11 protein-coding genes are annotated in these 11,884 nt (G+C 64.8%); 8 read left to right on the top strand and 3 right to left on the bottom strand.

The genetic code is table 11. The features are described from left to right. Positions 1-13: 13 nt before the first annotated feature. Positions 14-412, bottom strand: coding sequence for a VOC family protein (locus QZT63_RS11210; protein WP_290651222.1), 399 nt, complete (start codon positions 410-412; stop codon positions 14-16). A gap of 157 nt (positions 413-569) precedes the next feature. On the opposite strand from QZT63_RS11210, the gene QZT63_RS11215 reads away from it, so the two are divergent. The 4 genes from QZT63_RS11215 to QZT63_RS11230 all read left to right on the top strand — a co-directional run bounded on the left by QZT63_RS11215 (position 570) and on the right by QZT63_RS11230 (position 3,980). After that, positions 570-1,127, top strand: a complete 558-nt coding sequence (locus QZT63_RS11215) for a histidine phosphatase family protein (RefSeq protein ID WP_290651224.1) — start codon at positions 570-572, stop codon at positions 1,125-1,127. Between the two features lie 93 nt (positions 1,128-1,220). Further along, on the top strand, positions 1,221-2,063 hold the full coding sequence (locus QZT63_RS11220) for a 6-carboxytetrahydropterin synthase (RefSeq protein WP_290651226.1): 843 nt from the start codon (positions 1,221-1,223) through the stop codon (positions 2,061-2,063). A 44-nt stretch (positions 2,064-2,107) separates the two neighbouring features. Next, complete coding sequence (gene hemN, locus QZT63_RS11225; RefSeq protein WP_290651228.1) at positions 2,108-3,523, top strand: oxygen-independent coproporphyrinogen III oxidase; 1,416 nt, start codon at positions 2,108-2,110, stop codon at positions 3,521-3,523. A 49-nt stretch (positions 3,524-3,572) separates the two neighbouring features. Continuing rightward, positions 3,573-3,980: a YbaN family protein gene (locus QZT63_RS11230; protein ID WP_290651229.1), complete on the top strand. Its 408-nt coding sequence runs from the start codon at positions 3,573-3,575 to the stop codon at positions 3,978-3,980. 19 nt (positions 3,981-3,999) lie between these two features. Here QZT63_RS11230 and QZT63_RS11235 read toward each other — a convergent pair whose 3' ends face one another. Both QZT63_RS11235 and QZT63_RS11240 read right to left on the bottom strand, forming a co-directional pair. Continuing rightward, a complete protein-coding gene (locus QZT63_RS11235) occupies positions 4,000-5,139 on the bottom strand; it encodes an NnrS family protein (protein WP_290651230.1) in 1,140 nt (379 codons plus the stop codon). A 125-nt stretch (positions 5,140-5,264) separates the two neighbouring features. Beyond that, positions 5,265-5,903, bottom strand: coding sequence for a M15 family metallopeptidase (locus tag QZT63_RS11240; protein ID WP_290651232.1), 639 nt, complete (start codon positions 5,901-5,903; stop codon positions 5,265-5,267). 169 nt (positions 5,904-6,072) lie between these two features. Here QZT63_RS11240 and QZT63_RS11245 point away from each other — a divergent pair, with 169 nt between their 5' ends. From QZT63_RS11245 to QZT63_RS11260, 4 genes are all read left to right on the top strand, one after another. Continuing rightward, positions 6,073-6,504 (top strand): Hsp20/alpha crystallin family protein, encoded by a 432-nt coding sequence (locus QZT63_RS11245; RefSeq protein ID WP_290651234.1) that lies wholly within the window; start codon positions 6,073-6,075, stop codon positions 6,502-6,504. A 12-nt stretch (positions 6,505-6,516) separates the two neighbouring features. Then, on the top strand, positions 6,517-8,904 hold the full coding sequence (gene lon / locus QZT63_RS11250; protein WP_290651236.1) for an endopeptidase La: 2,388 nt from the start codon (positions 6,517-6,519) through the stop codon (positions 8,902-8,904). Between the two features lie 381 nt (positions 8,905-9,285). Continuing rightward, positions 9,286-9,612, top strand: a complete 327-nt coding sequence (locus QZT63_RS11255; protein ID WP_290651238.1) for a hypothetical protein — start codon at positions 9,286-9,288, stop codon at positions 9,610-9,612. Between the two features lie 480 nt (positions 9,613-10,092). Then, positions 10,093-11,553, top strand: coding sequence for a catalase (locus QZT63_RS11260; protein ID WP_290651240.1), 1,461 nt, complete (start codon positions 10,093-10,095; stop codon positions 11,551-11,553). Positions 11,554-11,884: the final 331 nt, after the last annotated feature.

The following is an 11,884-nucleotide window of genomic DNA, read 5'->3' on the forward strand; positions in this document are numbered from 1 at the left end:
GCCACCGGGCGCGCTATTTACCGGGTCTGCGCAGCTGCGTGACCAGCTCAATCAGGTTGCCGTCCGGGTCCCGAACATAGGCGGTGCGCTGCCCCCAAGGCCGTGTTTCCGGTGCCGTCACGGGCTCAGCCCCGGCTACCGTCAGCTCGTCGTAGGCGGTGTCCACGTCGTCGACCTTGAAGCCGATCTCGAATGCCGGGGCGTCGGGTGCCGGGACACGCAGCGCCTGGTGCAAGGTCTCCGCCATGGCATCACGGGTAAAAAGGGCAAGTCGCGTGCTGCCGGTGTCGAGCTGGGCGAAGCGCTCCGCCCGATGGCGCAATGGCAGGCCCATCGTCTGCGTGTAAAATGCCAAGGCCCGTTCCAGGTCGGCCACCACCAGTACCACGTAGTCCAACGCTTCGACTTTCATCCAGCGCCTTCCCCAGCTGTGGTGGGCCTCGCGCCCCGCGGAGGATGACCGCGCCCCGCTCGCCCACGTGCATGACGTTACCGTTTGCTCGAAAATGTTAACACGCATGACGCGGCCGCTTGGCGGCTCAAGACGCTGAGGCTTAGATGGGGGCACAATGGCATTGACGCTGTATCTGGTACGCCATGGGCGCGCAGCCTCGTCCTGGCACGAAGCCCGGGATCCGGGGCTGGACGAGACGGGGCGCAACCAGGCCGAAGCCCTGGCTGAGCGGCTTGATCAGCGCATCGGCCAGGCGCTTCGCGTGGTGACGAGCCCGCTGCGGCGCGCGCGGGAAACCGCGGAGCCGCTGGCTCGGCGATGGGGTGTCGCCGCGGAGGTGGAGCCCCGGGTCGCGGAAGTCCCCTCGCCGGGCTTGTCGTTGGCGCAGCGGGGTGAGTGGCTGCTGGGCTTGTTCGACTCCCGCTGGCCGGAGTTGGACGCAGGGCTTTGGCAATGGCGCGCGCAGGCGCTGGAGGCCCTGCAGGAGTGCCGGGAGGATGCGGTCTATGTCACCCACGCCGTCATGATTAATGCGATGGTCTCGGCACTGACCGGGGATGACCGGGTGCTGGTGTTCCGGCCGGACTACTGCTCCGTGACGGTATTGGCATGGGTTGACGGCAGGCTTGCACTGCGTGAACGGGGTGCCGAGGCCCGCACACAGGTGCGTTGACCTGGTGGGGCCGCCGGTCCGTGACGACATCCTGAGTCCGCCTACTGTAGACTGCGCATCCTTGCCACGCAGTCGGGATGCCGCGAGTACCCCATGGCCTGTCTTTTCGTCGAGCAGTTGACAGTCATCGATTCCTCCCGCCTGGATCCGGTCGAGGGCCTTGTGGGCGAGAGCTGGATCGTCGATGTGGAACTCAGCGGCGCGCTGGATGCCCAGGGCATGGTCGTCGACTTCGGCGACGTCAAACGGGAGCTGAAGGCGGCCGTGGACGGCAGTGTGGATCATCGCTTGCTGGTGCCCGCGGGTGCCGCCGACGTCCAGGAGTCGGCGCAGAGCGTGGTGGTGGCCTATACCAGCGAGCGGGGTGAGCTCCGCATGAGTGGCCCGCCCGCGGCCGTGGCCAGCCTTCCCGGCGAGCGTGCCGATGCCGCCGCCGTTCGGGAGCTGCTGTTGCAGATTCTCACGCCGCTCCTTCCGGCAAACGTCACCGATCTGGGGTTGCGGCTGCGCCAGGAGCGCATTGACGGCGCCTGGTATGCCTATAGCCACGGGCTGCAGGCCCATGGTGGTGCGTGCCAGCGGATCGCCCATGGTCACCGCTCACGGCTGGAAATCCATCGTAACGGCCATCGCTGCCCTGAGTGGGAGAGCTACTGGGCCGATCGCTGGCGCAACATCTACCTCGGCACGCGTGCCCATATCGTGGAAACGCGGGAGCGCGACGGCACGCCGTATCACCGATTCGCCTACACAGGCCGGGAAGGGGCGTTCAGCCTCGAGCTGCCGGCGGCAGCCTGCGAGCTGCTGGAGACGCAAAGCACCGTCGAGCACATTGCCTCGCACCTCCACGGGGTCATGAAGCGCCAGGACCCCGAGGCGCATTTCAGCGTCCGGGCATTCGAGGGCGTCGGCAAGGGTGCCCGTGCCTCGGGTTGACCTGGATCAATATCCGGCGGGGCGATTTCGCTAATGTGTCGGGCATGGATCCCAAAGGCAATCACAAGGCGCACGCGCCCGCAGTATTCGATCGACCGCTGTACGAGAAGTACGACGTCCCCGGGCCACGGTATACCTCGTACCCGACGGCGCCGCACTTTCATGCCGGGGTTGATGCCGAGGCGTATGCGGCGGCGGCACGGCGCAGTAACGATGATCCGGTGCCCCGGCCGCTGTCACTGTATGTCCACATCCCATTCTGTCACAGCCTGTGCTACTACTGCGCCTGTAACAAAATCATTACCCGCCATCGTGAGAAGGCGGAGATCTATCTCCATTACCTCGAGCGGGAGCTGGCGCTGCAGGCGGCGCTCTTTGATCGGGATCGGCCGCTGCGGCAGCTACACCTCGGCGGAGGCACCCCGACGTTCATGGACGATCGCCAGTTGTGGCGCCTGATGCAGGCCATCAGCCGCCATTTCTCGCTGGCACCACCGCGGGAACGGGAGTTCTCTATCGAGATTGACCCCCGAGCCGTGGGCCCGGGCACCATGCAGGTCCTCGGTGGCCTGGGCTTTAACCGCATGAGCCTCGGCGTGCAGGATTTTGACCCCGCCGTGCAGGCGGCGGTGAATCGGGTGCAGCCGGCCGAACTGGTGCAAGGGGTGATCGAACAGGGCCGCGCCGCCGGCATGGCCTCCCTGAGTCTCGATCTCATTTACGGGCTGCCCCATCAATCCGTGGCCACCTTTGATGCCACCCTGGATGAGGTCCTGAGCATCCGTCCGGATCGGCTATCCGTTTACAACTACGCCCATTTGCCGGAGCGGGTGAAGGCACAGCGCCTCATTGCCCGGGAGACCTTGCCGTCGCCGCAGGGCAAGCTCGCCATCCTCGAACATACGGTTGGACGATTGACCGACGCCGGCTATGTCGCCATCGGGCTGGATCATTTCGCGCTGCCGGGGAGCGATCTGGCGCAGGCAATGGATAACAATACCTTGCAGCGTAATTTTCAGGGATATTCCACCCACGCCGAGTGCGATCTCGTGGCGGTGGGCGCGACGGCGATCGGCAACATCGGTGCCCATTACAGCCAGAATGCCAGTCACCTGCGCAGCTACTATGCGCTGCTCGATTCGGGGCAAATACCCGTGGTCCGGGGCTGCGAGCTTGGCTTTGATGATCGGTTGCGGCGTGCTGTCATCGAACGGCTCATGTGCCGTACCTGGGTGGATGCACGCGAAATCGAGCGCCTGTTCGGTATCCACTTCTCCGAGTACTTCGAGCCTGAATTGAAGGCACTGGCCCCACTGGAGGCGGACGGGCTGCTCCAGCGGCACTCGGCGGGGATTCGCGTACTGCCGACCGGCCGGCTTTTGCTGCGCAATATCGCCATGGTGTTTGACCGCTACCTGCATCAGCACGCCGCCCAGGTCCGGTACTCGCGGACGGTGTAACCCGCCCTGTCCGGGGCTTATCGAATCCCGGTAACATAGAGCAGATGAATTGCACACAGCCGATCAGCCGGCGGTTTGCCAAGGCCGCGTTGCCGTGATCTCGCGCTGGTTGTGGCGTGCTCTGGGGATGACCGCCGTGGCCATTGGCGCGCTCGGCACGGTGGTGCCGCTGCTACCCACCACGCCATTCCTGTTGGTGGCAGCCTGGGCCTTTGCCCGGGGCTCGGAGCGCTGGCGGCTGTGGCTGCTGAACCATCCGCGCTTTGGCCCGGCAATCCGCAGCTGGCAGACCCAGCGAGCCATCCCGCGCAAGGTCAAGTGGATCGGCATCGCCTCGGTCATCGCCAGCCTGCTGATTGCGATCTGGATGCAACTCCCTCCTGCCGCGCTGACCCTCCAGGTGATTGCCCTGGTGTGCGTGTCCATCTTTCTGTTGACGCGGCCGGATAGTCGCTGATGCAGCGGCCCGGCGTCGCTTACGCCCGCTGGCGCAGCAGAATCGGCGTGTAGTGCACTGCATAGCACAGATAGGCCATTGCCCACCCCACCGCCGACGCTGCCAGCAGCCACGGCATCGTCTCCGTGAACGCCATGCCGAGGCGGGCCGCTGCCGCGAGCGTAATGAGCACAAACCCCGCGGTGACCAGTGTGGGCGCCACTAGCGGTCGGCCGGTGTGTCCCAGGGCCACGCGCGCCATCATCCCCAGGCACAGTGACCCCATCCCGCCCACCATCAGGGCATGGATGCCTGCCGACCAGGAGACGCCCGCGCCCATAAGATGAAGGGCGAGCAGGGCCAAACCCACCGGGATCCACAGATAACCCAGGTGCAGAATCCACAGCAGCGGCGTGCGCCAGGTCCGCCAGGGTCTCCAGGCCAGCCAGCGGGCGAGGGTGAACAGGCTCGCGGCGAAGAGCAGGGGTATCAGCATCGGGTGGCGCCCTGCAATCAGGTAGAGCGGGAGCACCAGCACTGTCGCCAGCGTGGAGCACCAGTTCAGCACAGGCCATTGACGCGGGCTGGGGCCCGTGAGCCAGCGGTCGGTGAAAAACGGGATTACGCGCCCGCCCATGAACACCAGCAGCACCGTGACCAGCAGAATGCTGAGATCCAGCGCCGGCATGGCCATCCCGGAGACCAAGCCATGGATCTCCAGATGAATGACTAGATTCAGAACAGCAAACGCCGCCATGAGCGGAATGAAGGCATAATTGCGGTGATTCTCAGCCGCCAGCAACGTGCGTGCGATAAACCAGCCCAGCAGCGGAATGAAGGCCACATCGACCATACTGGTGAACCAGAACGGGATTATCGCTGGGAACAAGAACCCGAGCCTTGCCGCGAGCCAGAGCATCACCAGTGCAACGAGCTCGCGCTGATTGACGGATTGGCGTTGTGTCCAGTTCTGTACCGCCGTGAGGACAAAGCCGGCGATCACTGCCAGGGCAAAGCCAAAGAGCATCTCGTGGCCGTGCCACAGGATGGGTGGCACCGGGTCCGTCGTCGCGGTGCCGCGCAGGATCAGCGCGACCCATACCCCCATCCAGGCCACGGACAGCCAGGCGGCGCCCAGAAAGAACGGCCGAAACCCCACGGAGAACAGCGCAGTGCCCATAGACGCGTCCGGTATCAAGCGACAGAGCCCCGGAGTCTACACGGTGTCGCTGGGCGGGATCTTGATACAGGGCAAGAACACGTGGTGTTGGCCGCATGCTCGCTGCCGTGCGGCGCTTGCGCGCGCTACATGGAGCGCTCAAAGCGCCAGTGCCACGGCTCGAAGGCGAGCCCGTGGTCGTTGTCCTCGGGATAGGAGAGCGTGAAGCAGTAGTCCCCGGCATTTGCCGTCAACCACGCATAGGCCTCGGTCGTCGCGAATTCTTGCGTGAGGCCGGGTCCGTTGGGGGTGGCCAAGTCGATGGCGTCGCCGGTGTGGTGTTCACTATAGCCAGGTGCGGCGCTGGTTTTGAGCACCTCCTCGATGGTTTGGTTATCGTTGAGGCGCTGCCGCACGATCTCGGCCTGCTCGAACACACCCCGGTAGGTGGAGACCGGAAACAGCTCGACGCCTTCTACACGCGCGGCCGCCTGCATCTCTAACCAGGCCTTGGCGGCCTCGGCGCTCATAAGAAAGACACCCATGCGCCTGTCCACGCCGGCGACCACGAGCCGCTCATTGGTCGGCTGAAGGGACAGACCGGTGCGTTCGCTGTAATCCTCGGGAATGCCCAGTTGCTCGTGCAGCGCCGTCACCTTGGCCTTGTAGTCCGCAACCGGCGGGTCAAGGGCTGGTGCATCGCAGCGGGCGTCCGCGGCAACCAGCGGAGAAAGCGCGGCAAGGCAAAAGAGCGTTATCAGGCGAACCATCGGCGTCGCGGTCATCTCGAATGGTGTTGGCGGGGTGGCGAATGCGCCGCCGGCCCTGGGCGATGCCGCGCATCATACGCCACTGCGCTTCGCCCGCGAAGCGCGTGCGCGCGGCGTCATGTCGTGCCACTTGGAAGACCGTCAACTAGCACCCATCTAGTGGGTAACTATGCTGGATGTGTCCGTGGATCGATTCACCCTGGAGAACGTCATGCCGTCACGTGATCTGGAACGACTGATGTGGGCCCAGGCCTGCGAGATGCTGGAGCGCGCGGAACGCCTGCAACGGCAGTTCTTTCGCCCCGGACACCGCGCACAGGCGACGAGCTGGGAACCGCCAGTCGATGTGTACGAAGTGAGAGACGGCCTCTGGCTGGTCGTGGCCATGCCGGGTGCCGACGGGGAGAGCATCGACGTGCGTGTCGACGATGGTGATTTGGTGGTGCGTGCCGAGCGCCAGCTGCCCGCAGCGGCCCGGAACGGCTCGGTCCACCGGCTGGAGATCCCGTATGGGCGTTTCCAGCGCCGTGTGTCACTGCCGCCGGGGACGTACGCGCTGCAGGAGCGCGAGTGGCGTGACGGCTGTCTATTTCTTGGTTTGCGGTTTGCTGGATAAAGGGGTGGTGTCGTGAGCGAGAACCATCAGCGGGAGCGACGGGGAGAGGCAACTGGCCGAGAGTTCCCCGAGGATGCATTGGTCATCATCCCCGTGCGCAACACCGTGCTCTTTCCCGAGCTGGTGCTGCCGATCACAGTGGGGCGGCCGAAGTCCCTCGCCGCTGCCCAGGAGGCGGTGAAACAGGGTCGTTCGGTGGGGCTTTTGTTGCAAAAGGAACCCGAGGAAACAGATCCCGGCCCGGCGGATATGTACCGCGTCGGCAGCATGGCCACTGTTCTGCGCTATGTCTCCGGCGACGACGGTCACCATAACCTCATTTGTCATGGCCACCAGCGTTTCCGGGTGCTTGAGTTCCTCCCTGACTACCCCTTCATGGTGGCGCGCGTCGAGCCGATTTACGAGCGCGAAGAGCGGGATCAAGAGGTGGAGGCGCGGCTATTGACGCTGCGCGAGCGTGCTTTGGAGGCGCTCAATCTGCTGCCGCAAACACCGGAAGAGCTGACCCGCGCCATTCGGGGGATTGATCAGCCAGGGCTGATGGCGGACACCATCGCCGGGTACCTGGACCTGAAACCCTCCGAGAAGCAGGAGGTCCTGGAGATCATCGACGTCAAGGCGCGCATGGACAAAGTCCAGCGTTTCCTCGATTACCGAGTGGAAGTGCTGAAGCTCTCGCAGAAGATCAGCCAGCGCACCCAAGAGACCATGAGCGAACGCCAGCGCGAGGCAGTGCTGCGGGAACAGCTGCGTTCCATCCAGCAAGAGCTGGGCGAGGGCGATGGCAAGGGCGAGGAGATCCGCGAGCTCGAAGAGCGCATCAGCAACGCCGGCATGCCCGAGGAGGTGGAAGAGCAGGCCCGCAAGGAACTCAAGCGCCTGGAGCGTATGCCGGAAGGCGCCGCCGAGTACTCCATGACCCGCACCTATATGGACTGGCTGCTGGAGCTGCCCTGGTCAACGCTGAGCGAGGAGCATATCGACATTGCCCAGGCGCGCGAAATCCTGGATGCAGACCACTACGGCCTTGACCGGATCAAGCGGCGCATCCTTGAGCACCTCGCCGTACACAAGCTCAATCCCGAGGGGAAAAGCCCAATACTGTGCTTCGTCGGCCCCCCGGGTGTCGGCAAGACGTCCCTGGGCAAGAGCATCGCCCGATCCATGAACCGGGAGTTCGCCCGCGCGAGCCTCGGTGGCGTCCACGATGAGGCCGAGATCCGTGGCCATCGCCGCACCTACATCGGGGCGCTGCCAGGCAACATCATCCAGGGCATGCGCAAGGCGGGTACGCGCAACCCCGTTTTTATGCTCGATGAGCTGGACAAGCTCGGCGCCGGAATCCAGGGGGATCCGTCCGCGGCACTGCTGGAGGTGCTCGATCCCGAGCAGAACAACACATTCCGGGACAACTACCTGGGCGTGCCATTCGATTTAAGCCGCGTGATGTTCATCGGCACAGCCAACGTGCTGGACCAGGTCCCAGGCCCGTTGCGCGATCGTATGGAAGTGATCGAGCTGCCCGGGTATACCGAAGACGAGAAGGTGGAAATCGCCAGGCGCTACCTGCTGAGGCGACAGCGCGAGGCGGCGGGGCTCAGTGAAGAGCAGTTCCGCATTACCGACTCCGCATTGCACCAGATTGTTTCGGATTACACGCGCGAGGCCGGCGTGCGGACCCTGGAGCGTCTGATTGGTGCTGTGGTGCGCCATGTGGCGGTCCGCATCGCCGAGGGCAAAATCCAGTCCGCGGATGTGGATGCGAACGATCTGCGAGAGCCCCTGGGCCCGCCACAGTACGAAAATGAGGTTGCCATGCGGACCAGTGTCCCCGGTGTCGGGACAGGTTTGGCCTGGACCCCCACGGGCGGGGATATCCTGTTCGTCGAGGCGAGCCGCTCGCCGGGGAAGGGGAATTTGATCCTCACCGGACAGCTTGGAGAGGTGATGAAAGAGAGCGCGCAGGCCGCACTCAGCCTGGTCAAGGCGCGGGCCTCCAGCCTGGGTCTCGCCGCCGAGGATATCTCCAAGTCCGACATTCACGTGCATGTGCCTGCCGGTGCCATCCCCAAGGATGGGCCGAGCGCTGGGACGGTCATCTACACAGCCTTGGTCTCCCTGCTCACCGGGCGCTGCGTGCGTGAGGATGTGGCGATGACCGGAGAGATCACCCTGCGGGGGCTCGTGCTCCCGGTGGGCGGAATCAAGGAAAAGGTCCTCGCCGCCCAACGCGCCGGCATCCGCACCGTGCTGTTGCCGGCTCGCAACCGCAAGGACTGGGAGGAGATCCCGGAGAAGGCCCGGGAACAGCTCGAGTTCCACTGGATCGAGCGCGTCGGGGAGGCGACGGAACTCGCCTTGACCAGTGCCGAGGAATGTATCGAGGGGAAGACTCAGTAGCCCTTTGGCGTCCCGCGGCATCCCGCCGAGCTCCCCTTGTGTTGGCCGCCACGTGCGTGTGTTCCTCCAGCATACAGGGCGCACCGTGATTGCACTTGCGCCGATTGCGGTGTCGCTCAACGGAACAGTCGCCGGCATGCAAGCCCTGGGCTTATGAGCGCTGGGCTTATGGGAGAACCGACTCACCCGCTTTGGCCTGATCCGGCCGTGTGGCGAGGCCCCGCCCCCGTGCATCGGCGAAAACCTCGGCCCCCTGGCCAGCCGTGAGGGCCGCCTGATTCGGGTGCCGAAGTAGAGGTTCGGGACGACTGATGTCTATCGACCTTCGAACGCCCAAGGTTTATCATGAAGGCCCGTCGAGACAAGAATCAGGTGCATGACATGCGAGTAGTCGAAGCCTCTGAACGCGATCCGCGAATCACCCTGAGTGCGCTCGCGGCTGTCACCGCCCTGGTGCTGGCGTTCAACGCGCCGACACTGCCGGATGCCACCACCGGTTCGTTCTCCAGCGCACAGCCCTCCATTATCGAGCACGTCATGGAGTGGCGGCCGCAAGGACCGCCGCCCTGGATGGATGTAGACCAGCTGACCCCGGAGGAGGTCGAAGAGGTCCCCGCGGCCTCTGGCGGCGATACGACCTTATCGGGCGGCGACGCGGCACCGTCTGGCAGGGGCGGAAGTGAGTTGCGCGAACGTCCCAGACTCTAAGCGGTCCGATGCTGGTTTGCCGTGCCACGCGTGGCAAGTTGCCGGCCGCGCAGAGGCAAGCACCGAAACTCCTGGGCGAGTGTATGTGAGTACCCGTGTCGATAATGGTTTGAGGTCGTCCCGCGAGTGGATTTCGGGGCCGATAGCATTCTCTGTTGCGCACCTCGGCCCAGTGCGTCGAATCGTCTGGCTGTGGGCTGCGCCAGGCGGTCGTTGCGGTGGACACGGTTGAGTACACCCCACTCCCACTGCTGCGGGCCGAGTGCCCTCAGACCTCGCGATGCATTGCACGACCCGGCCTTGACAGGGTTCAAGGGAGACTGGCCCCTAGGCCGCAATAGCCTTCAATGCTTAAGCCCTTGTCTGATGCTCCCGCCCCGCCTTTGCCGGGGCGGGAGAGCGCAAGCACACCAAGCCGGCTGCTTGGCAACCTGATTACGAGCGGGAGACCCAGCCTTCCCCATCCGACACAAGGGAGACATGATCTTGGCGAACGATGACCGCAAACCCACCACCACCGACGCTGGGATTCCGGTGCCGAGCGACGAGCACTCGCTTACTGTGGGGCCGAACGGCCCGATCCTGCTTCACGATCACTACCTCATCGAGCAGATGGCCAACTTCAACCGGGAGCGCATCCCGGAGCGTCAGCCCCACGCGAAGGGCTCGGGCGCCTTCGGTCACTTCGAGGTCACGGCCGACGTTAGCCAGTACACCAAGGCTGCTGTGTTCCAGCCGGGGACCAAGACCGACACGATGATCCGCTTCTCCACGGTCGCCGGTGAGCGCGGGAGCCCGGACACTTGGCGCGACCCGCGTGGTTTCTCGCTGAAGTTCTACACCAGCGAAGGCAACTACGACATGGTCGGGAACAACACCCCGGTCTTTTTCGTGCGCGACCCCATGAAGTTCCAGCACTTTATCCGTTCTCAGAAGCGTCGCGCAGACAACGGGCTGCGCGACCACGACATGCAGTGGGACTTCTGGACCCTCTCGCCCGAGTCCGCCCACCAAGTGACTTGGCTGATGGGCGACCGCGGCATCCCCAAGACCTGGCGTCACATGAACGGCTACTCCAGCCACACCTACATGTGGGTCAACGCCGAGGGCGAGAAGTTCTGGGTCAAGTACCACTTCAAGACCGACCAGGGTATCGACTTCCTCACCCAGGAGGACGCCGTCCGTCTCGCCGGCGAGGATGCCGACTACCACCGGCGCGACCTGTTCCACGCAATCGAGCGGGGCGACTACCCGAGCTGGACGCTGTACATGCAGATCATGCCGTTCAAGGACGCCGACACCTACCGTTTCAACCCCTTCGACCTGACCAAGGTCTGGCCGAAGGGCGACTACCCGCTGCACGAGGTTGGGCGGCTCACGCTGGACCGCAACCCGACCGACTTCCACACCGAGATCGAGCAGGCAGCCTACGAGCCGAACAACCTAGTGCCGGGCATCGGCCCGAGCCCGGACAAGATGCTGCTCGCCCGGATCTTCTCCTACGCGGACGCGCATCGGGCCCGGCTCGGGGTCAACTACAAGCAGATCCCGGTCAACTCGCCAGAGGTGCCCGTCCACAGCTACTCGAAGGACGGCGTGATGCGGGTCCAGAACGTCAAGGACCCGGTGTACGCGCCGAACTCCTATGGCGGTCCCGCGGCCGACGGCGAGGCCTACCCGAGGATGGAGACCTGGCACACCAGCGGCGAGATGCTGCACGCCGCCTACGTGCCGCACGCCGAGGACGACGACTTCGTCCAGGCCGGCACCCTGGTGCGTGAGGTCATGGACAACGCGCAGCGCGACCGGCTGGTCAACAACGTCGTCGGCCACCTCAGCGCCGGTGTGTCGCAGCCGATCCTGGAGCGCGCCTTCGAGTACTGGCGCAACATCGACAAGGAGATCGGCGACCGCATCGCCCAGGGCGTGCAAGGGCGCTGACCGCTGCATGAGGTCGCGCCGGGCCTGCCGACGGCATGTCGGCGGGCTCATGCAGTGAGCGCGACTACCGCCGTGGCGGCGGGGTCGCGCCTCAACGCAACATGTCTCGCCGGATCGTGCTCACAATGCGAACCCCCAACCGGCCATTGGGCTGATCGATTCCTGACTGACGGAAAGCGTCTTTGCTCGCCAAGGGCGAGGGAATGGACACGCGACCGGCGACGGCGTCCAGGCGGGAGGCGGTTCCGGGTCACCTGCATGTGGTGGGGGCCTGACGTCGGAACGCCTCAAGACCCCATCGGTGTCGACAACTGGGGCGCGGCGGATGGAT

This window comes from Aquisalimonas sp. (assembly GCF_007120195.1).
Classification (GTDB): domain Bacteria; phylum Pseudomonadota; class Gammaproteobacteria; order Nitrococcales; family Aquisalimonadaceae; genus Aquisalimonas.